The sequence below is a fragment of the Corynebacterium aquatimens genome (assembly GCF_030408395.1).
GTDB lineage: Bacteria > Actinomycetota > Actinomycetes > Mycobacteriales > Mycobacteriaceae > Corynebacterium > Corynebacterium aquatimens.
The window spans coordinates 146447-170540 of the sequence record NZ_CP046980.1; the positions used below are offsets into that span (position 1 = coordinate 146447).

Consider the following 24094-nt stretch of genomic DNA (forward strand, 5'->3'; position numbering starts at 1 on the left):
TATGGCACCCATGACAGCCACGATCCAAGACCAAGTTGGTGAAACCGCCATTGATTACAACGCGCTTGACAACACGACGGCGGGCCGCGCGCTTCAAGCGGCGTTCGTCGGCGCGTTTTATGCTGTGCCGGACTACGTAGCTCGGGGCCGCGGGGTGGCCTCGCTGGGGGTCCTCGCTGCGCTTGTTGCCACCATTGGCGTGTTCAACTCCTTCGATGAGGACCCGCGCAATGACTTGACCGCCCAGCTGGACCACGGGCACGAGGTGGGTTCACCCGCGAAGACCTGGGGATTGCTCGTCGGTCTCACCGCGGGGTTGGCCGGTGCACTCGCCGGGCACGTGAAATTCCATGGCTGGCTGAACACCACGCTGCGTAAGAAGGGCTGGGCCCGCCCGCACACCCGGATCGGCGCCGCTGCGGCCATTGCCACCTTCGCGGTGACGGAAGCGCTGGCTCGGCGATAGCGCGAAAATAGCTACCCTGGGGTCATGCCCAGCACGCTGTACCGTCCGCAACGCCACCAGCAGGTGGCGGAGGTCGTCGACCTTGCAGCGGCCCGCGCGCGTCTTCGGGGGACAGACTTAAGCGGGCGCACTTTGCTGGTGCGCTGCAGCGTCGCGCTCGGGGACGAAGAGGTGCTGCGCCACATTGGTGTGTGCGGTGACACCACGTTGGAGGACTTCCGCGGCGTCATTGAGAAGGCCTTCAGCCTGCCCCAGGTGGACAGTCCTGAGCGTTTCACGCACGGATACGATGATGACGGCCGGTTGGACCCGCACGATCCCCTTGGCCGCTACCTTGCGCACCCTGGGGACGAGCTGTTTTTCCATTGGGGCCTGTGGACGTTCCAGATTACGGCGTTGGAGGACTATCTGCGTGACTCGGCGACGCCCACTGCGCTGTGCGTGGCGGGTGCCGGAAGTTTCCCCGACAGCTCGTTTGATATCGCCGCGGTGAACGCGCAGCTGCTTGGGCCAACGGCGATCCAGGCCGTCTTGGGGCAGACGCGTCCGGAGGTCAAAGACGTGGTAGACCGTGCGCCCTCGCTGGACTTCCCAGCACTGCTCAAGGCAATGGACTTGGAACGCCCGGAAAGCATGGAGCGTCGCAAGCGCGAAACACTGCGGAGCCTGCCGCGGGAGAAATCACCAAAAGCGCGCGATGCATTTTGGGCCACGGTGCTAGCCCATTCGTGCATGACCGATGCGTCCACCACGGATGCTGTCATTGAGGCCACGATGGATGCGCTTGGCTATACGGAAGCCCACGGCAACAAGGTCACGGCGGCGGGCGCGAAGCGCCTGTGCTCCGGGTCGTTGGTGCGTCTCGCCGGGATCGGCGCGTATGGGCCGGGATCGGCATCGGCGGTGGATCGCTTGGACGTCTACCGCGCGCTGCTTCGCCGCCAGGGCCCCGCCGAGTAGACTTCACGGCCGTGAAAACAGATTCTGCATTAGCCCAGCTCATCCGCTTCACCATCGTGGGCCTGTTTACCGCATGCATTGACTTCGGTTTGACCTACACCCTCACCCACGTTGCTGGGTGGGACCGCGTGAACGCGAAAATTATCGGCTGGTGCGCGGGAACCGCTACGGCGTATGTGCTGAATTCGCGTTACACGTTCAAGGCGGAGCTCACGGCCAAACGAGCTTGGGCCGTGTTTATTTTGTACGCCACGACGTTCGCGATTCAGGTGGGCTTGTTCAAGCTGACAAACGCGCCGCTGATCGCCTTGGGCTTTGAAGATCCGTGGAAGGACACGATTTCTTTCGTCATCGCGCAAGGCGTGGCAACGATCACCAACTTTGTGCTCCAGCGCGTCCTCATCTTTAAGGACGCCGGAAATCTTCCTGCGCACCCATCCGCAGAAGCCTAAGCCAGCGCACGAATTCCTTCGGGTTCTTCCGCTCAATGAGGAAGAACCACCCAAAGCGCACGAATTCCTGCAGCTGCATCTTCTTCATTCCCCGCTGGCCGATGATGTAGCCGCGGTTGCGGTAGGTGAAGTAGCGCTTGACCTCGTTGTCCGGGTACTGCGCGTGTGCGCGTCCGCCCATGATGGGGTGGAACTCGCTCGAGCCGTCCGGGTGCAGGTATGCGCACGTCAGAGCGGTCCCAAACGGCATCCCGCTGCGCGCTAATCGGCGGTGGTATTCCACCTCATCGCCGCGGATGAACAGGCGGTAGTCCGGCACGCCAATGCGCTCCATCGCTTTCGCGGAGATCAGCGCGCCATTGAACAGCGACGCAATGCCCGGCAGGAAGTCCCCCTCTAGTTCATCGCGGCGCCGGCGCCACACAAGCCCTTGGCGCAGCGGAAACGCCAAGGCTTCCGCGTCGTCGATGTTGGCAACAACGGGGGAGACCTCGCTCAGCCCCTCACGCGTGGCCACGCGGTACAGCTCTTCCAACACGCCCGAATCCGCGGGCATTCCATCATCGTCGGCGCACCAAATCGCGTCCGCGCCCAACGCCAGCGCGTGCAAGAATCCGTACGCAAAGCCACCCGCGCCCCCGAGGTTTGTCTTCGACGGCAGGTACACCGCACGTTCGCCAGCCACAGAGCTCACTAGCTTATCGACGGCTTCCTCACACCCGTTATCCACCACAACGACCCAGTCCACAGGGTGCGTTTGCCGGACGACCTGGCGCAAGGATCGTTCCAGTAGATCGACGCGTTTGTGCGTCACGATCACTGCGGCGGTCGTGCCGTGTGCATTGAGTTGGGTGCTCACTGGCCCAGACCTTCCTCTTCACTGTCGAAGCGCACCAACAGATCCCGGACGTATTTGCCGGCCTCGGGTCCTTCGTAGGCCTCCACAATCTCGTCCACAAGACCTGCTTGGCGGATTTCGCCCTTATCGATCCACAGCGCTGTGTTGCACAGTTGCGCCAAAAAATCATTGGAGTGGCTGGCAAACACCAAAATTCCGGAGCGCTCCACAAGCTCGGCCAACCTGTGGCGAGCTTTGGCCATGAAGGCGGCATCAACGGCGCCAATCCCTTCGTCGAGAAGCAAAATCTCTGGCTCAATGGACGTGACAACCCCAAGCGCTAAGCGCACGCGCATGCCCGTGGAGTAGGTGCGCAGCGGCATGTTGAGGTAATCGCCGAGCTCCGAGAACTCCGCGATCTCATCAATCTTTGCCTTCATTTGCTTGCGTGTCTGCCCAAGGAAGAGCCCGCGGATGATGATGTTTTCATACCCGGAGATCTCCGGGTCCATGCCTACGCCCAGGTCGAAGACGGGGGCCACTCGGCCGCGAACGTTAGCCACGCCGCGGGTGGGCTCGTAAATGCCGGAGAGAAGGCGCAACAGCGTGGACTTGCCGGCGCCATTGTGGCCGACCAGCCCCACGCGATCGCCTTCACGAAGGTGCAAGTTGATGTCACGCAGCGCCTCAACGACGACGGTATTGGATTCGTTCTTACCAATCGCCCCGCCAGCAGAAGAGATCATTGCTTTTTTTAGCGAGCGCGATTTGGCGTCGAAGATGGGGAAGTCAACGCAGGCGCCGTACGTATCAATGGAAACCATTTTTATCACTCACCTGTTAGACCCAGTACGGGACGCGGTAGCGCCACTGCTTCATAACCACGAGCGCCAGGAGCAAACCAACGGCAGTGCACCCCAACACCACCCACCAGTGGTAGGCGGCCAGCGGCTGGTCAATCAGTGGCGCGCGGACGATTTCAAGGTAGTGGTACAAGGGGTTGAGCTCCGCGATCTTCGCGCGCTGCGCCACGTCACCGCCTTGTTCTTTCAACGTCTGCGTGGTCCAGACAATCGGCGTGACGTAGAACAACAGCTGCACCAGCGCCTCAAGCAGCGGCGCAACATCGCGGAAACGGGTAGCCACCACGCCGAAGAGCATGGTGACCCATACCCCGTTGAGGATGAGCAGCGCCAACGCCGGAACCACCAACAGCGTGTGCAGCGTGAGCGGGATGCGGAAAATGATCACCAGCACCAGCCAGATCACCATGTTGTGCGCTAGAAACAGCAGTTGGCGCCACACCAACCGGTACACGTGCACGCTTAAGGCGGAAGGAAGCTGCTTAATCAGCCCCTCGTTGTCAATGAAGACGTTTGCACCTTCCCTGATGCAGCCGGAGATGAAACCCCACACGATGAAACCGACCGTGACGTGCGGAAGAAATTCCCGCACGGAGATCTGGAAGAGCATGGAATACAACAGTCCGAGCGCCAGCGCCATCACGCCCGTCGCGATGGTGATCCACAACGGGCCCAGCACGCTTCGGCGGTAGCGCTGCTTAATGTCCTGCCAGCCCAACTGCAACCACAGCTCGTACTGGCCCCACCCCCGGGTGAGGTCCGAGGCGGCGGCAGACATGGTTTGGGACGCGGACTTTGGCGGCGCGTCTGCGTCAGCGGACGTCATCCGCGACACATCGGCGCGCAGTTTCTCTTTCTCCTGCTGGTGTGCAACCACGTCCTAAACCCTAGTCACCGTCTGGGGGCCAGTGTGCGTTCTACCCGCCGCGCAGGCATACTAGTTCCCATTGGGGATCCTCACTCAAGGGATGAATACACGTAAAGGAAAGGGGCCGTGCCGTGGCGTATGACTGGTCGTACGATGTCGCCAGTGTGCGTGGGCTGTACAGCTCCTTGTCCAACGGGTGGACTTACCTGAACGCGGACGTGTGCCCGCAAGTCCCCGAACGCGTCGCCTCTGCGGTTGCTCGCTCTTTCCGCTTGGCCGCATCCGTTTCTCCCCCTGAGGCTGCATCAGGCTCCCACTCCCGCCGCCTCATCGGCCAACCGGAGGGGCTCAACTACTTAGCCAGCGCCCGCTACGCCATCGCCGACCTGGTCGGCGCTACGGCCAACCGCGTGGTGCTTGGTCCCAGCCTGCCGGTCCTCTACGCCTCCCTCATCGCGGCGATGCGCCCGCAGTTCCGCTACAACTCTTCCGTTGTGGTCACGCACCTAGACCGCCCGGAGCTTCACGCGGGGCTCTCCCTCGTCGATGCAGATGTGCGCCGCGCTCACGCCGACTTGGGCACAGGGGAGCTGCCTGCCTGGCAGTTCACAGAGCTCGTTAGCGGCACCACGCGCCTAATCACCGTTCCCGCTGCGCACCACCAACTGGGCACGCTCGTGGACGTCGCTGACGTGGTGGATATGGTCCATGAGCGCTCGCGCGCCTGGGTGCTTGTGGACGCATCGGCGTACGCTGCCTACCGCTGCATCGACTTCGATGAGTGGGGCGCGGACATCGTCGGCATTGATGTGAGTCAGATCGGCGGCCCGCAGATTTCCGCCCTGGTTTTCCGCGACACCGCGATGTTCCGCCGCCTCGGCGGCACCGTCGCATTGGATGTCGCGCCGGGCCTCGCCGGCGGCGCCGCCGAAGCAGTGGAACACTTAGCCGTTTTGGCTGCCTTGCAGCAGCCTGCCTCCGGCAAAGTCACCCGCCGTGACCGGCTGAAGGCCTCCATGACGCAGACCACCGCCTACATGGATCACCTGCGCGATGACCTGTACACCTTCCTAGGCACCCTGCCCGCGGTCCACATCATGGGCGCCAGTGGTGAAGCAGCAGCAGAAGCTGCCCCCGACCGGCTCCCGGTGTTGACCTTCGGCGTGCGTGGCGTTCCCGCCGCGACGGTGTACGAGCGCCTCATTGACAACGGCATCGTCACATCCCTTGCCGCGCCGTCCCCGCTGCTGACGGACATGGGCTTGGAGGAAATGAACGGCGCCGTGACCGTGGGCTTGAGCCCCTTCAACACGGAAGCGGACATCAACCAACTAATCCGCGTCGTGGCCTCCCTGGCGTAAACAGCCCCCACGATTCACGCCCACGGGCCGCCGTTAGCTAGAATTCCTTGTGCCCGAAGCGTTGGCATCGGGCAAGGAGACGTGGCAGAGCGGCCGAATGCACTGGTCTTGAAAACCAGCGAGGGTCACACCTCCGCGGGTTCAAATCCCGCCGTCTCCGCTTTTTTCTTTAGAGGTTGCGCGCGACCTGCTCCGCCATGAAGCGCGAACCAGCGGGGGAGGGGTGCAGGTTCATGTTGTGCTCCACGTACGGGTCCATAAAGCCCACGACCCAGCGGTCCTTGTCTAGTGCGCAGGTGTTGTGGCCAGCGGACGGATCCTTGATCTCAATGTAGGTAGCGCCGGTTGCGCGGGCTGCCGCACGCTGATTGTCGCGGTTGAAGTTTTCAACCTGCTGCAGGGCTGGCAGCGGAAGACCAATTGGCATGTTCGGTGCCGCGACCAGGAGACAAATGGAGTTCAAACGGTACGGCTCCGAAATGGACAAGGTGCCCGGCAGCAAGACCTTCGCGTTCGGAGCGGCGCGGCGGATCTTGCCCACTGCAACGCTGATGTTGTGCACGTACTCGCGGTGCATGCGCGGCTGGTCCAATGGGTTTGCGCCGCGGGCTATGCCCCACGGCCCGTAGTCGTTGATGCCAACGGCGATAACAACGGCGCGGGTGCCGCGGTGGATGTCACCGTTGCGGATTGCCCGGTCAACCTTGCCTGGGATCACGTGGGAGGACTCCGCAGTGCAGGAGTAGTCCGAGATCGGCGCGCCGGTCATGCCGCCGAGCATGCGCGGCCAGTTATTCGGGGCCTGCAGGCAGCCATCACGGCTGGGGTAGGTGCCCCACACGAAGTGCTGCACCTGCGGGATTTTGATCCCCTTCACCGTGTTGCGTAGCTCGTCAGGGTTCGATGTGTAGGAATCACCAAAAGTGACGATGTTGCCGTTCGGTGCCGCGTCAGCGGTGACGGTCATGGTGCCAGCGCCAAGTGCTGCCACACCCAGGCAGGCGGCAAGAACTGTGCTGATTTTGGAGCGGATTTTCGTGCGGAACATCAGTTTTCTTTCAGGTGTCCGGGGGGGCAGTCCCCACTAACGTGTGTTACTGGAGTGACGATTTTAGCTAATTCTAAGACTGTTGTCACGTGAAAAATCCCGCCGACCAGAGGGCCGACGGGATGGGTAAAAGAACCTTAGACGGTTGCTTCGGTGTTCTTTGCGCCGAGTGCGGAGAAGATTCCCTCGACGATCCACAGTGCGATGGTCATCACGATCGCACCGAAGAATGCGGCCCAGAAGCCGCTGATGTTCAGGCCGGAGAGCCAGCCGGTGATGGAGAACAGGAGGGTGTTGACCAGCAGTGAGAAGATACCGAAGGTCACGATCTTCAGCGGAAGGCTCAGGGTGTGCAGGATCGGGGAGATCACCGCGTTCACGAACATGAACACCAGGGCGACCCAGATGAAGGAGCCGACGCCGCCGTTGACTTCAACGCCGGGGACAATTGCGGTAACCAGCCAGAGGGCCAGGATGGTCACAATAATGTCAGTAATAAAACGCACCATGATTGATTTCTTTCTCTTCGATTTTCTAGATGTATAGCTCGCTCATAACGTGAAACTGCCGCTCACCCGGCACGTCCGCCAGCGCTGCTTGAGCGCCGCGGAGCCCCGCGCGGTTCGCCGCCGCAACAATGCGAATCGCCTCAGCGGGCAGCGGTGCGTCCAGCTCAATCGTCGCGTTCGCGCCGTCGTGGTACGCCAATTCCTGCGGGTTCACCCCAGACGCGAGTGCATGCTTATCGACGCCCCCTAGCTCACCAACCAGCACGCCGTACAGCGCTGCATTTTCGCTCAGTCCGGGGATTGCCCGCGGGGCCAAGTACAAAGTGGTGGAGGTGGGATCGGTGGTCCAGGCGATCCATGCATCGACGTTGTCTGTCGTGGGGACCGCGCCATCGCCGGAAGCAAAGCCCGAGGTCAGGGAGTAGTTCAGTTTCACTCCTGCCAGTGTAGCCGGGAATGCATCAGCCGATTCTTACAATTTGGCATCAAACCGCTCACGAGGCAGCATCGGCGCTGGCCTTGGCCTCGGCGACGGACGCATCCCACGCGGAGAGAAATTCATCGGCCTCCTCCTGGTTGGTCACGGTCACGCGAAGGCCCTCTGGGAACGCGCGGGTCAGAACCCCGTGAACGGCTAAGCGGGATGCCATGTCGTAGGGGTCGATCGTCAGGCCGTCGAACGTGTGGCCCGCGGGAAGCCAGACGAAGTTCGCTTGCGAGTGTGCAGCACCTACGTGGTCCGCCACCTCGTCGCGGACCGCAACAGTTTCTTCGCAGCGGTCCAGCACCTCGTCGCGACGGCGCAAGGATGCAAGAGCGCCTGCTTGCGCCACGGCACTGACCTGGAACGGCACGCCCACTTTGTCCAGGGCCTCGATGATTTCCGCAGGGCCGAACGCGTACCCCACGCGCGCGCCGGCTAACCCGTATGCCTTGGAGAAAGTTCGCAGCCCCACGACGTTGTCATAGTTGCGGATTTCCTCCGTCGCGTTCACGGCTTCCGGGTCGCGTACGTACTCAAAGTACGCCTCATCCAAGGCGACGGTGACATGATCGGGGACCTGCGACATGAACTGACGGAACTCATCGGTGGAGATCACAGCGCCTGAGGGGTTGTTCGGCGTGCATAGGAAAATCAGTGAGGTGGAGTCGTCGATAAGCGAAGCCATGCCCTCTAAATCGAGCTTGCCGGAGTCTAACAGTGGAGCCGAACGCTGCTGCGCGCCCACGATTGAGCAGAAGATGGGGTACGCCTCAAAGCTGCGCCAGGGGTAGATGACGTTGTTGGCGCTGGTCGAGGTAGCCTGCACCAGCTGCTGGCACAGCGCGGATGAGCCGCACCCCACCGCGACCTGGTGGGAGGTCACCCCCAGGTGGTCAGCGAGTGCCCTCTTCAATGCCACCACTGACATGTCCGGGTAGCGGTTACTGTTAGCCGCGGCCCGCGCCATCGCATCCGCGGCGGCCGGAATCGGCGGTACGTGGGACTCATTCGAGGACAGCTTCAGCGCCTCCGGGTCACTGGTGCCGGGCACGTACGCGGGAATGGATTCCAAATCAGGGCGGATCATGGAGTGAAATTCTAGTATTCGAGTCTCAAGTATTTGTGTCTAAGGCGCGGAATTAGGTACTATTCAAATTCGGCTTTGGAGATGTGCCAGAGTGGCCGAATGGGGCTCCCTGCTAAGGAGTTGCTCTCTCGCGAGGGCCGCAGGTTCAAATCCTGTCATCTCCGCCACGCGCCCGTAGCTCAACGGATAGAGCATCTGACTACGGATCAGAAGGTTGGGGGTTCGAATCCCTCCGGGCGCGCCACTTTTTATGCGCCATAATGGCAGTTATGAAAACAGACGCTGCCGTGTCGCAGCTGCGCGAAGTGCTGAAGTCTAGCGGCACGATTGATTCGGATCGCGCGGAAGAAATCCAAGGTCTTGTTAACAAGACCCCGCTCAATGACCTCCTCCGCCTCATGGAGCGGTATCCCGCGAAAAAGGGTGCCGTGTTGTTCCGCCTACTCCCGCCTGAGCGCGCGAGCATTGTCTTTGATTCGCTCGACCCGCGCCACCAGGCTGAGCTGGTGACCGCGCTCGGCGGTGATTCGGTCAACGAGTTCTTCACGGAGATGGGCGCGGAGGATCGCGTCATGCTTCTCGACGAACTCCCGGCCGAAGTTGCCGACCGACTCATCGAGGAGCTCGGCGAGGACGACAAGGACCGCACGAACGTTGTTCTTGGCTACGAAAAGGGTACCGTCGGGCGCGTCATGAGCCCGGAGATTCCCCTGATCACCGGCGAAATGACGGTGGGGGACGCGGCGGAACTGATTCGCGACCAGCATGACCACCTGGAAACGATCTACACCCTGCCAGTCGTTGATGAGGACCGTTTACTTTTGGGCGCCGTTCGAATGCGGGACCTCTTCCTCGCCGATCGCGACACGGTAATGAGTGATCTTGCGAGCGAAACACCCACGGCGCACGCCAGCGATAATGCCGAGGACACTGCGCGCACCTTCCTCACCTCCGGGCGAATCGCTATTCCGGTTCTGGATGATTCAGAGCAGCTCGTGGGCATTTTCACGTACGACGAGGCGTACCGCATCGTGGAGAGCGCGGACAACGAGGATTCCGCACGCCACGGTGGTTCCGAGTCCCTGCGCCAGCCCTACTTCACCACGCCGGTGCTCGCCCTGGTGCGCTCGCGCATCGTGTGGCTACTCGTCTTGGCGGTCTCCGCCATCCTCACCGTCCAGGTCCTGGATATTTTTGAGGCCACCCTGGAACAGAAAGTCGTGCTGTCCCTGTTCATTCCGCTGCTCACCGGCACCGGCGGCAACACCGGTAACCAAGCCGCCACCACCGTCACGCGCGCGCTGGCACTCGGCGACGTGCACAAGTCCGACATTGTCAAGGTCATGTGGCGCGAAGTCCGCGTGGGGCTCACGCTAGGTGCCGTGCTGGGCGCACTCGGGTTCGGTGTGGCATCCATCTTCTACGGCATGGACATCGGCACCGTCATTGGGCTGACCTTGCTGGCCGTGTGCACGATGTCCGCCACCGTCGGCGGTGCCATGCCGATCATCGCAAAGGCCGTCGGCGCGGACCCGGCGGTGTTTTCCAACCCCTTCATCTCCACTTTCTGCGATGCCACCGGCTTGGTGATCTACTTCTTCATCGCCAAGGCGGTGCTGGGGATTTAGCTGGTCCTAGCTGGCAATTTTGGATTCTTCGGTCGGGGGAGTACAGTTTAGCGAGTTGCGCCCGTAGCTCAACGGATAGAGCATCTGACTACGGATCAGAAGGTTGGGGGTTCGAATCCCTCCGGGCGCGCCACTGTCCTGAGTCGCGACATGTTTGACAGATGAGTCGCGACATAGTGGACAAACCGGTGTCTCAGTTTTTTGTGTTCTGGGGCACCGGTTTTGGGTTAGTCGGGGCGTAGTGGTGGTTCGCCGTGTTTCCAGTAGGCCTTTTCTCAATGAAGCCCACAGCAAATTCTATCCATGAGGTACGTCAGTAAATCCTTGCATTGTGTCATTTCTTTGTCGATTCGGGGTAGTTGGTACCGCGAGTCCGCGTAGTTGGTACCGGTGTTCCACGTACTCGGTACTGCAAGGGGTTTTCTTTCATAGTTGATGTTGGCGACACCACAATCCGGTGGTGTCGCGTCAACATCTACTTGGAAGGAGCCGGTCCTTGTGGCCAACTTCAAACAGATCATCGCGATGTGCCTTGACGGTGCAAGCTATGCGCAGATCACACACGCATTGGGATGTTCACGGCGAGAAGTATCCCGCGCAAAGAAAGTCATCGCTGATGAGGCACTAACGCCAGAGCGTTTCCGCCAACTCCCACCGGGATGGTTCGATGAACGATTCAGCGACGGCCGGAGTAAGCGGACGATGTCCTACGACCAGCCTGATTTTCAAGCCCTTGCACGCAAGCTCCAAAGCAAAAAGCACGTGACCAGGCATAAGCTGTGGATGGACTACTTGTCGCAGCCGTGTCCGACGGACAAGACAAAGTACCAGTACTCCCAGTTTTGCAGTGGGCTCAATGAATTTCTCCGTGCTCATGATCTTGTCGAAGTCGTCACCCATGAGCCGGGGCAAGAGCTTTACGTCGACTGGGCTGGCGACAAAGTGCCGGTGGTGGATCAGGCCAGTGGTGATACCGCATTCAAGGCGTCACTGTTTATCGCGGTATGCCCGTACTCAGGACTGATGTACGTCACTGCTGCTGCGAATGAGAAGATGCCGGCTTGGATTGAGTGCCACGTCAAAGCGTTGAACTATCTTGGCAAATTACCGGCGGTCATCGTGCCGGATAATGCCTCTACGGCGACCTACCGGCCGAGGAAGCATTCAGGCTACCGGATGGTCACTGACCGCTACGCAGCGTTTGCCGACTATTACGGGGTCACGATTGTGCCGACAAGACCTGGCAGGCCACGCGACAAAGCGGCAGTAGAACGTGCTGTGAAAATCGCCTACGCCAAAATACTCGGGTATTTCAGCGACGAGGTCTTCTACAATCTCGATGAACTCAATGAGGCAATCGCTGACCGGCTTGCCGATATCAACAGCGCAATGACACGGGCTGATGGCACAACACGGCGCATGCGCTTTGAGCAAGAAGAAGCATCAGTGATGCGCGATCTGCCGCCGACACCGTTTACGGAAGTGTCATACAAGCGGCTCAAAGTCGACCGTAATTGGCACATCACCTGTGACTACCAGTACTACTCTGTGCCATTTCAGCTGGTAGGAGAGGCAGTGACGGTCAGGCTCACCCCGCAACTGGTGAGCATCTTCAACGGCGATCAACTAGTTGCTGAACACACACGCCTTCACGGATTCAAATACCGGTACTCCACTGATCCCAACCATGGGCCAAGCAGCGATGACGAAGGCCACAAGGCGCTCACCCGCGACGAACTCTTGGCTTGGGCCTCGTCGTTCGGTTCTGCAACGCACACAGTCATAGCGATGATCCTCGATCGTAATAGTGCCGCCGTCCCCCGCGGACTTCTCCAAGCTCGCAACGTGCTGGCCAACCTGGGCAAAAAGCACAGCAAAACCACCCTCGAGCCGGCGTGCCAGCAGGTCTTAGAAAAGAAGCTGGCTCCAACTATGGCTGTGATCAAGCGCATCCAGACTGACATTGCGCACGCTCAGCAGCACCCTGCTGCACCAGGGCGAAGGACACAGCCCGCGACGAAGAACCAACAACGCCCAGGCGCCCCGCTTACCAGCGACGCAGCTGACGCCGTCTTCATCCGGCCTGCTGACCACTACGAAAACTAGAAGGAGCGTGAACCATGAGCAACATCAATGACGAAACAGTACGGGCAAAAATGCGAAAGCTTCGCGTATCGACCTTCGCTGATGTCTTCTACGAGATTGTCAACGACGAGGCCTACGCGGATGCGCTACCAGAGGACATCTTCCTCGCAGCAGTCGAAGAGGCCTACACACAGCGGCAACAACGCAACATCGCCAAAGCCATCACCCAGGCACAATTCCGATACCCGGACGCGAGCCTTGCTGAAGTCACCCGAGCAGAACAACGCGGCATCAACATGCGCCAACTGAAACGAATCGCGGCGACCAACTGGCGGGAAAATCCGACCAACATTCACATCCTCGCGCCGACCGGAACAGGGAAAACATACATAGTCTGCGCCATCGGCGTCGCCGCATGTCAAGCCGGATACTCCGTGGCCTACTACCGGCTAGACCAACTCGTAGACATGTTGGCGGTCTTCTCACCGACTGACCAGAACTACCTCGATAAGATGCGGAAACTGATCAATGTCGATGTCCTTATCATCGACGATTTTATGACCATGAGCATCAACCAGCGCGGGCAAGAAGACCTGAGCAAGATCATATTCGACCGCGACGGTCGGCTCCCAACACTGATCTCCTCCCAATCGGCCGCCGCCTACTGGGTCGAAGCCCTCCCCGACAGAGTCGGAGCCGATTCACTCGTTAGCCGCCTCAACAACGGCCACCGAATCCGCATCGGAGACTTCGACATGCGCAAGGCCACCACCCCAATAGAACCGGACGAATAAAGCAAACAGCCGGGCCGACTCCGTCGGCCCGGCCCCCGGTACCAACTACCCGGAACCCGGCAGTACCGGGTCTCCGGAACACCGGTACCAAAAACCCGCATCTGACAATTTCTTCGATTAGTTTTGGTTACAAACAATAATCGACACAAAGCTTGAAGTAATACGCGCTAGGTTACTTCAACGCTCTAAACCCATAAGGACCCCCAAAATGCTGGGAAACACTCGTACTCGCCTCGCCACGATGGCCCTCATATTCACACTGCCCCTTGCAGTTGCCCCGGTAGCTGCGGCAGAGACTCCTGCTCCTGTCGAATCTGCAGGAACCGTCGACGAACAAGCACTCGCCCAATACTTTGCCAAAATTGACAATGCTCAAACCGAAAAGGAAGCACATGACGCACTCGTAGATTTCCTCGGTGAAGACGCAGCTAATCAAGCAATCAAGGAGAATTCTGCCTCCGGTCAGTCCGTGTCCTCGCGCGGGGCTGGAACATTCCTCACCTGTGTTAAGGGAAAAGCCTCTGATGACATCAAGAGCGTCTTCGACATTAACGTAGTTGCCGCCGCGATTGGCCAAGAAAACTACGCCAAGGCCGCAAAGGAAGCAGTGAAGTACCTAGCTAAGCAAGGCATCAAGAGAAATGCCGCTGCTCTGGCTGGCATGTTCGCGTATTGGGGTTGGCAGTGCCGAGGTAGCTGGTAAATCCTTAGCATCACAAGCAGAACTAGAAGGGCGTATGCGTGGAAGCTGTAGGAAAATTCCTGGTCAGGTGGATTATCATGATCCTGATCATCGGAGCGTACGTTGTACTCCGGGACGTCATAGGATGGGATGAGGATCTAGACTGGTCGCGGTTTGCAGACTTCTCTGCACTGGGAACCCTTGGTCTTTTCCTGCTGGCCGTCTACTCGCGCGAAAAGGCAGACTAATCTAATCTCACTGTAAGATTACCTGCTTTGCTCTTCTTAGCCTTGATGACTAGCTCAGCCTACGTAAAGCAATATCCGCGTCTTAGATCCCTATTTCATCGTCGATGCCGCTGTCCGTACCCGGCATATTCACTCCTAGAGCAGGGAGTGGTTTGGTGTCACACCAAGCTCATTAGATCTGGATTTGATCCGCTTGCCCATGCGGTAGAGAAAACACCAGGATAATCCGGGAGCCCGATACCCATCAACTCAGCACCTAACAGCGGAGCATGTCGGCCTGCAGCATTCGTTGGGCAGTGCGGCTTCGAAGCGGATGTAGGCGCTTTTCGGCTTCTTCTTCGGGGGATGAGCCCCACTTTGGTCAGGATGCGACGGATCGTATGCGATCGTTTCGGCCCCGCCCTGAGGATCCTGACATCTGAACTAGCCCCCGAAAGTTGGACTGGTTTAATTCTAGGCGGTTAGGGCTTCAAGGGTCTGATTCCGATATTGCATCGGGGTCAGGCCCTTGAGTCGTTGTTGGATGCGTTCGGTGTTGTACCACTGGATGTACTCGTCGATCGCCTGGTTGAACTCTGCGACGGTGTCGAAGACTTCCCCGTGGTACATCTCGGCTTTCAGGTGGCCGAAGAAGTTCTCCATCACCGCGTTGTCGTAGCAGTTGGCTTTACGCGACATCGACTGAACACCACCGTTATCGCCGATCAGGTCACGCCACGAGGAATGCTGGTACTGGAAGCCTTGATCGGTGTGCATCATCCACCCGGGTTCAGGTGCACACGCCGCGATTGCCTTGGATAAAGAAGCGGCGGTAAACGCTGTCGACGGCGATGTAGCCACGGTGTGGGCAACGATTGAACGGTCGAACAGGTCCATCACCGGTGACAGATATACCTTGCGGCCTGCGACCCTGAACTCGGTGACGTCGCTGACAAAGACGGCATTTGGCTTATCTGGGGTGAACTTGCGGTCAAGTGTGTTGGCGGCAATGTGGCTGATCGTCCCGTTGTAGGAAACATATGGCCTGCGCTGGCGGACCTTGGCTCGAAGCCCCATCTCGCACATGAGCTTGTAGACGAGCTTGTGGTTGACCACCCAGCCCTGGTTGCGCAGGTCAAGTAGCACTCGTCGGTAGCCATAGCGATGCTTATTACGCTCGAAACTTTCCCGGATCGCGTCTTTGAGCGCAGCGTGCTTATCCGGCTCGCGCAGGCGTTTCTGGTGGTAGAAGAACGTCGATCTCGCCATGCCCGCCGCATCCAAAAGGTATTGCAGACGATGTTGTGACTTGAGGATGACAATCGCCTGGACTTTCAGGCGCGTCCCTGGTTCCTCAAGTCCCGCAATTTTTTTAGATATGCGTTTTCCGCTTCCAACCGTGCGATCTGGCGGCGCAGCTTCTCTTCCTCCGACAGCGGCTTCGGTGCGACCGAGCCTCTGGGCCTACCCTTCGGCTTCGGTTTTAGCGCCTCATCGCCACCTTTACGCCATTTCCACGACCACCCTTTAACTAGCTGGTCTGATGACAGGCCAAACTCACGCGCAAGATCCATCGCCGTCTCACCGGCAAGGTGGCGTTGGACAACTTCCTTCTTGATTTCGAACGAATACTGCTGCTTAGTCGGTTTCTCCACAAGACATAGCTTGCCATGCAGCGTAAACCGACGATAGAGCATACGGGCGGCGTATCTGGAGACACCAAGAGCAATGGCAGCGGCCTGGCAACCCATCCCCTGCTCGAAAAGCTCCACTAACTGTTCACGCTGAACTTCACTGAGCGAACTACGTGCTCTCAAAGGAACTGCTCCCCACTAGTCGGTAACTGATTTCTCAGTCCAACTAATGGGGAGCAGTTCAATCCCCGGGCGGGGTTCATTACTATCCGGCCCCTAAACCTGCAGGTCAAAAACGTGCAGGTTTCCTTATGGGTGTCTGCGTTGTCAGGATCGTCAGGGCCGTCAGGATCATCCTGAGTTACATCACCTCGATGCGGCCGCCAATGGATTCGGCCTGCTTGAGCTGGTCCACCCAGCCCGGCCCGCCGGGGTTAATCCGCATCACGGGCCGCGATGCCCGCGCGCCGAACCGGACGTAGGCGTTGTTGCCGGCCTCCGCGAGGTCCTTGATGGTCGGCGTTTCTAGGTCCTCCCGCGCCTTCTGGAGGATCGGGATGATCTCATCCAGCGTTTTCACCAGAGCGGGGCCGTTGGTTTCGCACATCGCGCGGACGAGTTCCGGCTTGGTCCCAGCCACCCGGGTGGCGCCAGCAAAAGAGCCAGCAGCGAGCGATTGCGCCAGCGTGCCGCCCCGATCGCCGATGACCGCCAATGCTTCAGCGAGCACGTGGGGGAGGTGGGAAACGCGGGCGACGGATTCGTCGTGGTGCCCGACCGTCACCGGCACAATCTCCGACCCGCAGATCTGGGCGACAGCGCACACCTGCCCAAAGACGTCCATCCACTTTTGCGAAGTGGGGTTTTCCAGCGCGTAGTCGTAGGCCACGGCCCACGCCGCGCCGTCAAAGAGCCCGGTCTTCGAGGCCATCCAGCCGGAGTACTCCGTACCCGCCATCGGGTGCCCACCCACGTAACGCTGGCCCATGCCGCGCTCGCGCACGAGGTCGTAGACGGCAGCTTTCACACTCACGACGTCAGTGATTCCGCAATTCGGTGCGTGTTCATTGATCGCGTCCAACGCGACACCCACCGCGTGCATCGGCACCGCGATCACAATCAGTGCCCCGGCTTTTTCGGCGCGCTGCAGCACCGCAGTCAAATCCGTGGTGACATCAAAGCCGTCTTTTTCCGCCCCGCGCGCGCCCGCTGCGGAACGGTTATAGCCGAAAACCTCCACATCGGCCGCGGCAAGGTCGCGCATAATCGACCCGCCGATCAGGCCAAGGCCGAGCACACACACGCTGAGAGAATTCTTCGAAGGATCGATCACAAAACCAAGTGTCCCACATTGCTATTAGGCTGACTAGGCATGAACCAGGAAGGCTACGCAATCACCGTCACCCAGCGCGAGGGACGGTGGGAAGTGCGCGAGTTCGCCGACAACTTCACGCGCGTCAGCCACGCGATTTCAGCCGTGCGCAACTTGCGTAGTGAGTCCGCGGCGTTCGCCATCGTCAACGTCGAGGAGGAGTACCTCGCCATCGTTCGCCCCGGTCCCCGCGGCACCCGCGCGCTAATTTCGGACGCGACGATGGCGGTCGACGATGACTTCGCGGCGGATATTTGCGAAGAAGCAGGCATCGAGATCCCCGACATCGACCCGGCCGACCTGGACGACGTTGACGCGTACGCCGACGGGGACTTCGACATCCTCGCAGACCTCGGCCTGAGTGAGGGCACGTTAGCCGTGCTTATCGACGATGGGGAGGCGGACCCATCAGAGATCATCGAGCGGATCGCTGATGAGCTCGGTTTTCTTGACGAATTGCTCGATGCAGTTGGATAACCGTTTGGATAAGCGCCTGGATAACCGAATGCAGCGCGCTCTGGACATCGCGCGCACCACCCCGGACGGTGACATTCCTGTGGGCGCCGTTGTGTACGGGCCGGGTGGGGAGGAGCTTGGGGTGGGGACCAATCGTCGTCAAGCAAGCTGCGATCCCACAGCCCACGCGGAGGTTGAAGCGATACGCGCAGCCGCGAGTGCGTTGGGCACGTGGCGGCTCGACGGCTGCGAGCTGGTGGTGACGCTGGAGCCGTGCACGATGTGCGCGGGCGCGATCCTAGGCGCGCGGATCGAAAGCCTGGTTTTCGGTGCATACGAGCCGAAAACTGGCGCCGTGGGTTCGGTTCTTGATGCGCTGCGTGACCCGCATCATCTGCACACGGTTGAGGTGCGCGGTGGAATTCGTGAGCGAGAGTGTGCCGAATTGTTACACAACTTCTTTAGGCCCCGCCGTACCATGGGTCGAAACAATTACTTCAACGAAAAGGAGACAATCATGGGTTTGGCTGACAAGGCAGAATCTCTCAAGGGCGACGCTAAGGAAGCTCTGGGCGACGCTACCGACAACAACGAGCTGAAGAACGAGGGCAAGGCTGACCAGCTGTCCGGCGACATCAAGGACAAGCTGGACCAGGCTGGAGACGCTATCAAGGACAAGGCCAACGAGGTCGCTGGCAAGATCCAGGACGCACGCGAGAACAACTAATTTGGTTTCATAGGCGCGCTACCGCTAACGTATTTCGCGGTAGCGTGTCCGAGCGGCCGAAGGTACTCGCCTCGAAAGCGAGTGAGGGTAAAACCTCCGCGGGTTCAAATCCCGCCGCTACCGCCACAGAAGTCCGCAGCCACACGGCTGACGGACTTTTTCCATATTCATTTCCGATTCATTTCCGTTCGATGCGCTGAAGGGACTCGTCACGTGGCGACAATGCTCTACCGGCTGGGCAAATGGTCCTTCCTGAATAAGTGGAAGGTGATCGTTGCCTGGGTGCTGCTCTTCGTCGGTGGGGCACTCGGCGCGGTCACGCTCTCCAAGCCGCTGACGAGTGACTTTGCTATTTCTGGCACGCCATCTATCGACGCGCTGGTGACGCTGACCGAGCAATTCCCCGATCAATCCGATCCCGTCCAGGCCCCCACCGTGAACCTCGTGTTCGCGGCGCCGCAGGGAGATAGTTTGGCCAACCACACCGACGCCATCGACGCCACGGTGGGCTACATCAAAGACAACCTCAGCGGCATCAAGGGCGACCAGCGCTTTGGTAATCCGGTAGAGATCAACAAAGCCCAAACCGAACAGATCGTCTCCATGATGACGGAGATGGGGTTGCCGAAAGAACGCGCCGAAGCTGATGCGCACAACGTTCGCCTCGTGTCCGACGACGGCAGGATCGGCTACACCACCTTTGAATTCGGCGCTGAAACCTCCATGCAGGTCACCGATGAAGAGCGCGCGGTGGTGGACCGGGCACTGGAAATCGGCCGGGAACGCGGGCTTCAGGTTGAGGCCGGCGGGCCGGGATTCGGTGAGCCAATCCAGATCAAGTCCACCTCTGAGATCGTCGGTATCGCGATTGCCTTTTTGGTCATGATGGTGACCTTCGGCTCCCTCATTGCTGCCGGCATGCCGGTCATTACCGCAGTGGTGGGGGTGGGCCTAGGCGCTTTCCTCACGTTGATTGTGACCAACTGGGTGGACCTCAATGAGGTCACGCCGGTTATGGCCATCATGATCGGCCTGGCCGTGGGAATCGACTACGCGCTGTTCATTCTGTCGCGCTACCGCCAGGAGCGCAGGCACCTCCCCGGGCCTGAAGCTGCTGGCTTAGCGACGGGCACCGCGGGTTCGTCCGTGGTCTTCGCCGGAAGCACCGTCTTCACGGCGCTCGTCGCGCTTGTCCTCGCGCGCATCGAATTCTTGTCGTGGATGGGCTTGTCCGCTGCGCTCACGGTCGCCATTGCTGTGGCCGTGGCGATCACACTCCTACCTGCCCTCATGGGCCTGTTCGGCGACAAGATGTTTGGGGTGCGCCTGCCTTTCGTCGCTAAGCATGATGAAAACGGCCGAACCATGGGCCGCGCCTGGGTGAATTTTGTCGCGAAGGCTCCCGCGCTGGTGATGGCTGTGGTCGTGTTGGCGCTGGGTGGGCTCGCGTTGCCCGCGCTGAACATGGAGCTGTCCCTTCCTTCGGACTCCAACAGCGACACCGACACCACGCAGCGTAAATCCGCCGACCTGATGGCCGAGGGATTCGGACCCGGCGTGAACGCGCCGTTCCTCCTCGTCGTTGATGCGCACGATGCGAAGCCCGATTCAGAAGGCCTCAAGCCCTACATCAACCTCATCCCCGACGAGCAAGCCCCTGGCCCGCAGAAAAAGGCTGCTTTGGCCACGTTCATGTACGCGATGGAGCGCGCTGGGACGAGCGCGGGGATCACCCACGCGCAGCTCGTCGGCGTCAACGAAGACATGACGGCCGCCCAGATCCTGGCCACGCCGAAGACGGGCCCGGACGACGAATACACCGTGGATACCGCCCACGCGCTGCGCGAAATCGATCGTGAGATTGAGGACGTCACCGGCGCAAAGGTTGGATTGACCGGGTTCACGGCAGTCCAGATGGACATCACCGAAGCGTTAAGTGGCGCGATGCCGCTCTACCTCGCGATCGTCGTGGGTCTCGCCATCGTGCTGCTTATTCTGGTGTTCCGCTCGCTGCTCGTGCCGCTGGTAGCAGGCCTTGGCTTCCTGTTGTCCATGGCGGCATCTTTCGGCGTCACCGTCGCTGTGTTCCAGAACGGCTTCGGCGGCCTGGTCAACACCCCCGGCCCGATCCTGTCATTCCTTCCGATCCTGCTGATCGGCGTTACCTTCGGTCTTGCCATGGACTACCAGGTCTTCCTGGTCACTCGCATGCGTGAGGAGTACACCCGCCTACGCAGTGCCGACAGTGACGACAGTGACGGCAGCGATTCCGACGCGCGCCTCCACGCGGTTGAACGATCCACCATCGAAGGTTTCACCCGCGGCGCCCGCGTGGTCACGGCCGCCGCGATCATCATGATCGCCGTCTTCGTTGCCTTCATTGACCAGCCGCTGCCATTCATCAAGATCTTCGGCTTCTCCCTCGGCGCCGCCGTGCTTTTCGACGCCTTCTTTGTCCGCATGGCCCTTGTTCCCGCCACGATGTTCATCCTGGGCAACGCAACGTGGTGGATGCCCAAGTGGCTGGACAAAGCCCTGCCCAACCTTGACATCGAGGGCGAGGCGCTGGAAAAGGAATTCGCCCATGCCTGATCTCTCGTTCACAGTGGGCTCCACCCACGGCCGCGCGCGAAGCGGCGTGATCACAACTCCCCACGGGGACATTGCCACGCCTGCGTTCATTCCCGTTGCAACCAAGGCGACGGTGAAGATGCTCACCCCGGAGCAGGTCGCAGCCGCCGGTGCCCAGGCGGTCCTGTCGAATGCGTATCACCTGTACCTCCAGCCTGGCCCGGACATCGTCGATGAAGCCGGGGGTGTTGCGGCTTTTGAGAACTGGCGCGGCCCCACCTACACCGATTCCGGCGGCTTCCAGGTCTTGAGCCTGGGCGTGGGATTTAAAAAAATCCTCGCCATGGACGTTGCGGAGCTCACGGAAGGCGACATTCGCGCCGCGAAGAAAGACCGCATGGCGCGTGTCGACGACGACGGGGTGGACTTCAAATCCGTCATCGACGGCTCCTCCCACCGCTTCACGCCCGAGGTGTCCATGCAGATTCAGCACCAACTCGGTGCGGACATCATGTTTGCCTTTGATGAGCTCACAACGCTCGTCGATACGCGTGCGTACCAGGAGGAATCTGTGGCGCGCACCCACCGCTGGGCGCAGCGCTGCCTTGATGAGCACGACCGGCTGACCAACGCTCGCGCGATCACCCATCCCGACCGGCCCAAGCAGTCGCTGTGGGGTGTGGTGCAGGGGGCGCAGTACGAGGATTTGCGCCGCCAAGCCACCCGCGGGCTCGTAGAAATTAGTGACCGCGCCCAGGCTGAGGGGCGGCGCGGTTTCGGCGGCTACGGCATCGGTGGCGCATTAGAAAAGAACATCCTGGGCACGATCACCAGCTGGGTCACCGACGAACTCCCCGATGACAAACCGCGTCACATGCTGGGAATTTCTGAACCCGATGACCTGTTTGAGTGCATCGCCAACGGCGCCGACACGTTTGATTGCGTCGCCCCGACCCGCCTTGGCCGCCGCGGCGGCGTTTACACCCTCGACGGACGGATGAACCTCGCCGCCGCCAGGTTCAAACGGGATTTTGGCGGAATCGACGACGAGTTCGCCGCTGCGACCGGCGCCTACGTGTCCTCTAATTACTCCCGTGCTTACATCCACCACCTTTTAAAGGCGAAGGAATTCCTCGGCGGGACCTTGTGCACGCTCCACAATTTGGAGTTCATGCTTCGCCTTGTGGACAACATCCGCGCCTCCATCGACGAAGGCCGGTTCGAGGAGTACCGTGCCGAATTCCTCGGCCGGTACTACGGGCCTCGCAGCTAAGCGGTTTCCGCGCTCACGCGCTCCTCAGCCCGGCGCACGGCTGCGATGGTCGGGTACGTGATCGGCAACAGCACGACCTCGAGCAAGGTCTTCCACAGGAATCCAACTGCCACGTAGTTCACAAATGCTTGCCACGAGTCGATTCCGATCACCGTGGCTGCGATGGAGCAGAACAACAAGGTGTCCGCGAATTCACCGACGACGGTCGAACCGATCAAACGTGCCCACAGGTTGCCGTGGCCCATGCGATTCTTCATCTCCTGCAGCACCCACGCGTTGAGCAGCTGGCCCACGACGTAGCCGGCGAGCGATGCAGCAACGATCTGCGGAAGCAGGCCAAGAACAGCGGAGAACGTGTCCTGCATGTCGTAGAAGCTCGCCGCCGGCAGCCAGATCGCGATGTAGAAGGACGCGATGGCAAGCAACGCAATTCCGAATCCGGTGAACACCGCACGGCGGGCGGCCTTGAACCCGTAGACTTCCGCCAACACATCGCCGATCACGTACGACAGCGGGAAGAGGAAGAACGCACCGTCGGTCACGAGGGGTCCGATCTCCACGCCCTTTTGGGCAGTGATATTTGAGATCAAGAACACCGCGCAAAAGACGGCGACGAGGTACGGAAACGGTGAGCGGGCCACTGGGTGAGTCACGGGTTGAGTCATGCGCAATATCATGGCACATATGCACGACACTCGCCCCAACGATCACGCGGGCGCGGGCCGCTACGCCCCCTCACCCAGCGGCGATCTGCATTTTGGAAATCTACGCACAGCCGTCCTGGCCTGGCTCTTTGCCCGTCAATCAGGCCGCGATTTCTACCTTCGCGTCGAGGACATCGATACCGCTCGCTCGTCGCAAGAGTCCGCGATCCGCCAGATCGAGGATCTCGAAGCCGTGGGCCTCGCCTTCGACCCGCCGGTTGTCTACCAATCGACGCGCCACGCCGCCTACGCGGAGGCCTTAGCCCAGCTCAACACCTATGAGTGCTTCTGCTCACGCAAGGACATTCGCGAGGCCACCTCAGCGCCTCACGCCCGCCCGGATCTTCAGCCCGGCATGTACCCCGGCACATGTAGGAACCTCACGCAGGAGCAGATCGCTTATCGACGGTCGGAATTTACCAAAAACAACCGCTCCCCAGCCATCCGTCTCAGAGCGAATTCTGAGAAATGGACAATCCACGACTTTTACCACGGGGAATACACCGGCCCAGTCGATGACGTAGTCCTCCACCGCGGCGGGATTGGTGACCAAGCCGACGATTGGGCGTACAACTTGGCCGTGGTCGTTGACGATGGTTACCAAAATATCGACCAGATCGTTCGCGGCGATGACCTTCTTCCCTCGGCGCCCACGCAGGCCTACATCGCGCACGAACTGGGCGTGGAACAACGTTTTTACGTGCATGTTCCGCTTGTTGTCGCGGGCGATGGCCGTCGTTTAGCGAAACGCGATGGGGCAGTCACTTTCAGGGAGATGTCCGCGAACGGGGGTACCCAACAGGTTGTGGAAACATTGTGTAAATCTATCGGCTACCCCGAAGTGAAAACGCTCAATGAGCTGCTGGAATGCTTTGATCCACACCGTTTATCCACAGAACCGTGGCTGTGGAATCCTGTGGATAACCTAAGTTAAATTATTCTAAAACTTGAAAAACATTTAGAAACGTCTCATAGTAAGCAGTAATTTCTAATCACATCCACAGA

The 24094-nt window shown here is 60.0% G+C and carries 24 protein-coding genes and 5 tRNA genes; 19 read left to right on the plus strand and 10 right to left on the minus strand.

The features are described from left to right. Window positions 1–10 precede the first annotated feature (10 nt). Genes CAQUA_RS00595 through CAQUA_RS00605 form a run of 3 tightly spaced genes read left to right on the plus strand, consistent with a single transcriptional unit; the run spans window position 11 to window position 1878 of the window. Window positions 11–466, plus strand: coding sequence for a hypothetical protein (locus CAQUA_RS00595; RefSeq protein ID WP_231375499.1), 456 nt, complete (start codon window positions 11–13; stop codon window positions 464–466). Between the two features lie 24 nt (window positions 467–490). Then, a complete protein-coding gene (locus CAQUA_RS00600) occupies window positions 491–1426 on the plus strand; it encodes a hypothetical protein (protein WP_196824961.1) in 936 nt (311 codons plus the stop codon). A gap of 11 nt (window positions 1427–1437) precedes the next feature. Further along, window positions 1438–1878: a GtrA family protein gene (locus CAQUA_RS00605; protein WP_196824960.1), complete on the plus strand. Its 441-nt coding sequence runs from the start codon at window positions 1438–1440 to the stop codon at window positions 1876–1878. Here the strand turns inward: CAQUA_RS00605 and glfT1 are convergent. Genes glfT1 through wzm form a run of 3 tightly spaced genes read right to left on the minus strand, consistent with a single transcriptional unit; the run spans window position 1832 to window position 4405 of the window. Then, window positions 1832–2737, minus strand: coding sequence for a galactofuranosyltransferase GlfT1 (gene glfT1 / locus CAQUA_RS00610; RefSeq protein WP_196824959.1), 906 nt, complete (start codon window positions 2735–2737; stop codon window positions 1832–1834). The genes CAQUA_RS00605 and glfT1 overlap by 47 nt on opposite strands. Continuing rightward, window positions 2734–3540 carry a galactan export ABC transporter ATP-binding subunit Wzt/RfbE gene (gene wzt, locus CAQUA_RS00615; protein WP_196824958.1) on the minus strand — a complete coding sequence of 269 codons (807 nt, stop codon included), beginning with the start codon at window positions 3538–3540 and terminating at the stop codon, window positions 2734–2736. Before wzt ends, glfT1 begins: the two co-directional genes overlap by 4 nt. Window positions 3541–3556: 16 nt before the next feature. Then, on the minus strand, window positions 3557–4405 hold the full coding sequence (gene wzm / locus CAQUA_RS00620) for a galactan export ABC transporter permease subunit Wzm/RfbD (RefSeq protein ID WP_196825677.1): 849 nt from the start codon (window positions 4403–4405) through the stop codon (window positions 3557–3559). 173 nt (window positions 4406–4578) lie between these two features. On the opposite strand from wzm, the gene CAQUA_RS00625 reads away from it, so the two are divergent. Beyond that, a complete protein-coding gene (locus CAQUA_RS00625; RefSeq protein WP_196824957.1) occupies window positions 4579–5808 on the plus strand; it encodes an aminotransferase class V-fold PLP-dependent enzyme in 1230 nt (409 codons plus the stop codon). A gap of 75 nt (window positions 5809–5883) precedes the next feature. Further along, window positions 5884–5968 (plus strand) — tRNA-Ser (locus tag CAQUA_RS00630). Between the two features lie 9 nt (window positions 5969–5977). On the opposite strand, the gene CAQUA_RS00635 is transcribed toward CAQUA_RS00630, so the two are convergent. From CAQUA_RS00635 to CAQUA_RS00650, 4 genes are all read right to left on the minus strand, one after another. After that, window positions 5978–6856 (minus strand): GDSL-type esterase/lipase family protein, encoded by an 879-nt coding sequence (locus CAQUA_RS00635; RefSeq protein WP_196824956.1) that lies wholly within the window; start codon window positions 6854–6856, stop codon window positions 5978–5980. A gap of 137 nt (window positions 6857–6993) precedes the next feature. Then, window positions 6994–7365, minus strand: coding sequence for a phage holin family protein (locus tag CAQUA_RS00640; RefSeq protein ID WP_231375497.1), 372 nt, complete (start codon window positions 7363–7365; stop codon window positions 6994–6996). Window positions 7366–7390: 25 nt separating this feature from the next. Further along, a complete protein-coding gene (locus tag CAQUA_RS00645) occupies window positions 7391–7801 on the minus strand; it encodes a hypothetical protein (protein WP_196824955.1) in 411 nt (136 codons plus the stop codon). A 58-nt stretch (window positions 7802–7859) separates the two neighbouring features. After that, on the minus strand, window positions 7860–8936 hold the full coding sequence (locus tag CAQUA_RS00650; protein WP_196824954.1) for a histidinol-phosphate transaminase: 1077 nt from the start codon (window positions 8934–8936) through the stop codon (window positions 7860–7862). Between the two features lie 77 nt (window positions 8937–9013). Between CAQUA_RS00650 and CAQUA_RS00655 the strand changes: the two genes are divergently transcribed. The 8 genes from CAQUA_RS00655 to CAQUA_RS00690 all read left to right on the plus strand — a co-directional run bounded on the left by CAQUA_RS00655 (window position 9014) and on the right by CAQUA_RS00690 (window position 14373). Beyond that, window positions 9014–9103: transfer RNA gene (locus CAQUA_RS00655), tRNA-Ser, on the plus strand. A gap of 1 nt (window position 9104) precedes the next feature. Continuing rightward, window positions 9105–9180: transfer RNA gene (locus CAQUA_RS00660), tRNA-Arg, on the plus strand. 25 nt (window positions 9181–9205) lie between these two features. Beyond that, window positions 9206–10564: a magnesium transporter gene (gene mgtE, locus CAQUA_RS00665; RefSeq protein WP_196824953.1), complete on the plus strand. Its 1359-nt coding sequence runs from the start codon at window positions 9206–9208 to the stop codon at window positions 10562–10564. Between the two features lie 57 nt (window positions 10565–10621). After that, window positions 10622–10697 (plus strand) — tRNA-Arg (locus tag CAQUA_RS00670). A 365-nt stretch (window positions 10698–11062) separates the two neighbouring features. After that, window positions 11063–12670 carry an IS21 family transposase gene (gene istA, locus CAQUA_RS00675; RefSeq protein ID WP_196824033.1) on the plus strand — a complete coding sequence of 536 codons (1608 nt, stop codon included), beginning with the start codon at window positions 11063–11065 and terminating at the stop codon, window positions 12668–12670. A 14-nt stretch (window positions 12671–12684) separates the two neighbouring features. Then, window positions 12685–13443: an ATP-binding protein gene (locus CAQUA_RS00680; RefSeq protein WP_070839886.1), complete on the plus strand. Its 759-nt coding sequence runs from the start codon at window positions 12685–12687 to the stop codon at window positions 13441–13443. Between the two features lie 208 nt (window positions 13444–13651). Continuing rightward, window positions 13652–14146: a hypothetical protein gene (locus tag CAQUA_RS00685; protein WP_196824952.1), complete on the plus strand. Its 495-nt coding sequence runs from the start codon at window positions 13652–13654 to the stop codon at window positions 14144–14146. Window positions 14147–14223: 77 nt separating this feature from the next. Further along, window positions 14224–14373: a hypothetical protein gene (locus tag CAQUA_RS00690; RefSeq protein ID WP_196824951.1), complete on the plus strand. Its 150-nt coding sequence runs from the start codon at window positions 14224–14226 to the stop codon at window positions 14371–14373. A gap of 453 nt (window positions 14374–14826) precedes the next feature. Here CAQUA_RS00690 and CAQUA_RS00695 read toward each other — a convergent pair. Both CAQUA_RS00695 and CAQUA_RS00700 read right to left on the minus strand, forming a co-directional pair. Next, window positions 14827–16169 (minus strand): IS3 family transposase gene (locus CAQUA_RS00695; protein ID WP_414600122.1). Its coding sequence is split into 2 segments (ribosomal slippage): window positions 14827–15728 and window positions 15728–16169, totalling 1344 coding nucleotides; the frame shifts between segments, so codons are not numbered across the junction. A 178-nt stretch (window positions 16170–16347) separates the two neighbouring features. After that, window positions 16348–17250: a prephenate dehydrogenase gene (locus tag CAQUA_RS00700; RefSeq protein ID WP_231375921.1), complete on the minus strand. Its 903-nt coding sequence runs from the start codon at window positions 17248–17250 to the stop codon at window positions 16348–16350. Window positions 17251–17358: 108 nt separating this feature from the next. Between CAQUA_RS00700 and CAQUA_RS00705 the strand changes: the two genes are divergently transcribed. The 5 genes from CAQUA_RS00705 (at window position 17359) to tgt (ending at window position 22385) form a co-directional block, all read left to right on the plus strand. Further along, the gene (locus CAQUA_RS00705) at window positions 17359–17835 is read left to right on the plus strand and encodes a tRNA adenosine deaminase-associated protein (protein ID WP_196824950.1); all 477 of its coding nucleotides are present in this window, start codon (window positions 17359–17361) and stop codon (window positions 17833–17835) included. Then, window positions 17792–18541 carry a deaminase gene (locus CAQUA_RS11265; RefSeq protein WP_196824949.1) on the plus strand — a complete coding sequence of 250 codons (750 nt, stop codon included), beginning with the start codon at window positions 17792–17794 and terminating at the stop codon, window positions 18539–18541. Before CAQUA_RS00705 ends, CAQUA_RS11265 begins: the two co-directional genes overlap by 44 nt. 38 nt (window positions 18542–18579) lie before the next feature. Then, a tRNA-Ser gene (locus CAQUA_RS00720) sits at window positions 18580–18667 on the plus strand. Window positions 18668–18754: 87 nt separating this feature from the next. Beyond that, window positions 18755–21133 (plus strand): MMPL family transporter, encoded by a 2379-nt coding sequence (locus tag CAQUA_RS00725; protein WP_196824948.1) that lies wholly within the window; start codon window positions 18755–18757, stop codon window positions 21131–21133. After that, window positions 21126–22385 carry a tRNA guanosine(34) transglycosylase Tgt gene (tgt, locus tag CAQUA_RS00730; RefSeq protein ID WP_196824947.1) on the plus strand — a complete coding sequence of 420 codons (1260 nt, stop codon included), beginning with the start codon at window positions 21126–21128 and terminating at the stop codon, window positions 22383–22385. The genes CAQUA_RS00725 and tgt overlap by 8 nt, the downstream gene beginning before the upstream one ends. Here the strand turns inward: tgt and CAQUA_RS00735 are convergent. Further along, complete coding sequence (locus tag CAQUA_RS00735) at window positions 22382–23050, minus strand: queuosine precursor transporter (protein WP_231375496.1); 669 nt, start codon at window positions 23048–23050, stop codon at window positions 22382–22384. The genes tgt and CAQUA_RS00735 overlap by 4 nt on opposite strands. A 19-nt stretch (window positions 23051–23069) precedes the next feature. Between CAQUA_RS00735 and gluQRS the strand changes: the two genes are divergently transcribed. Continuing rightward, window positions 23070–24023: a tRNA glutamyl-Q(34) synthetase GluQRS gene (gene gluQRS, locus CAQUA_RS00740; RefSeq protein ID WP_196824945.1), complete on the plus strand. Its 954-nt coding sequence runs from the start codon at window positions 23070–23072 to the stop codon at window positions 24021–24023. Window positions 24024–24094: the final 71 nt, after the last annotated feature.

What these genes read in the sequence shown, in the direction of transcription:
- gluQRS (WP_196824945.1), top strand. Translation starts at nt 23,070, where the DNA reads ATGCACGACACTCGCCCCAACGATCACGCGGGCGCGGGCCGCTACGCC.
- wzt (WP_196824958.1), bottom strand. Translation starts at nt 3,540, where the DNA reads ATGGTTTCCATTGATACGTACGGCGCCTGCGTTGACTTCCCCATCTTC.
- CAQUA_RS00640 (WP_231375497.1), bottom strand. Translation starts at nt 7,365, where the DNA reads ATGGTGCGTTTTATTACTGACATTATTGTGACCATCCTGGCCCTCTGG.
- wzm (WP_196825677.1), bottom strand. Translation starts at nt 4,405, where the DNA reads ATGACGTCCGCTGACGCAGACGCGCCGCCAAAGTCCGCGTCCCAAACC.
- CAQUA_RS00650 (WP_196824954.1), bottom strand. Translation starts at nt 8,936, where the DNA reads ATGATCCGCCCTGATTTGGAATCCATTCCCGCGTACGTGCCCGGCACC.
- CAQUA_RS00700 (WP_231375921.1), bottom strand. Translation starts at nt 17,250, where the DNA reads ATGCGCGACCTTGCCGCGGCCGATGTGGAGGTTTTCGGCTATAACCGT.
- CAQUA_RS00680 (WP_070839886.1), top strand. Translation starts at nt 12,685, where the DNA reads ATGAGCAACATCAATGACGAAACAGTACGGGCAAAAATGCGAAAGCTT.
- CAQUA_RS00705 (WP_196824950.1), top strand. Translation starts at nt 17,359, where the DNA reads ATGAACCAGGAAGGCTACGCAATCACCGTCACCCAGCGCGAGGGACGG.
- CAQUA_RS00685 (WP_196824952.1), top strand. Translation starts at nt 13,652, where the DNA reads ATGCTGGGAAACACTCGTACTCGCCTCGCCACGATGGCCCTCATATTC.
- CAQUA_RS00690 (WP_196824951.1), top strand. Translation starts at nt 14,224, where the DNA reads ATGATCCTGATCATCGGAGCGTACGTTGTACTCCGGGACGTCATAGGA.
- mgtE (WP_196824953.1), top strand. Translation starts at nt 9,206, where the DNA reads ATGAAAACAGACGCTGCCGTGTCGCAGCTGCGCGAAGTGCTGAAGTCT.
- CAQUA_RS00595 (WP_231375499.1), top strand. Translation starts at nt 11, where the DNA reads ATGACAGCCACGATCCAAGACCAAGTTGGTGAAACCGCCATTGATTAC.
- CAQUA_RS00600 (WP_196824961.1), top strand. Translation starts at nt 491, where the DNA reads ATGCCCAGCACGCTGTACCGTCCGCAACGCCACCAGCAGGTGGCGGAG.
- tgt (WP_196824947.1), top strand. Translation starts at nt 21,126, where the DNA reads ATGCCTGATCTCTCGTTCACAGTGGGCTCCACCCACGGCCGCGCGCGA.
- CAQUA_RS00635 (WP_196824956.1), bottom strand. Translation starts at nt 6,856, where the DNA reads ATGTTCCGCACGAAAATCCGCTCCAAAATCAGCACAGTTCTTGCCGCC.
- CAQUA_RS00735 (WP_231375496.1), bottom strand. Translation starts at nt 23,050, where the DNA reads ATGACTCAACCCGTGACTCACCCAGTGGCCCGCTCACCGTTTCCGTAC.
- CAQUA_RS11265 (WP_196824949.1), top strand. Translation starts at nt 17,792, where the DNA reads ATGAGCTCGGTTTTCTTGACGAATTGCTCGATGCAGTTGGATAACCGT.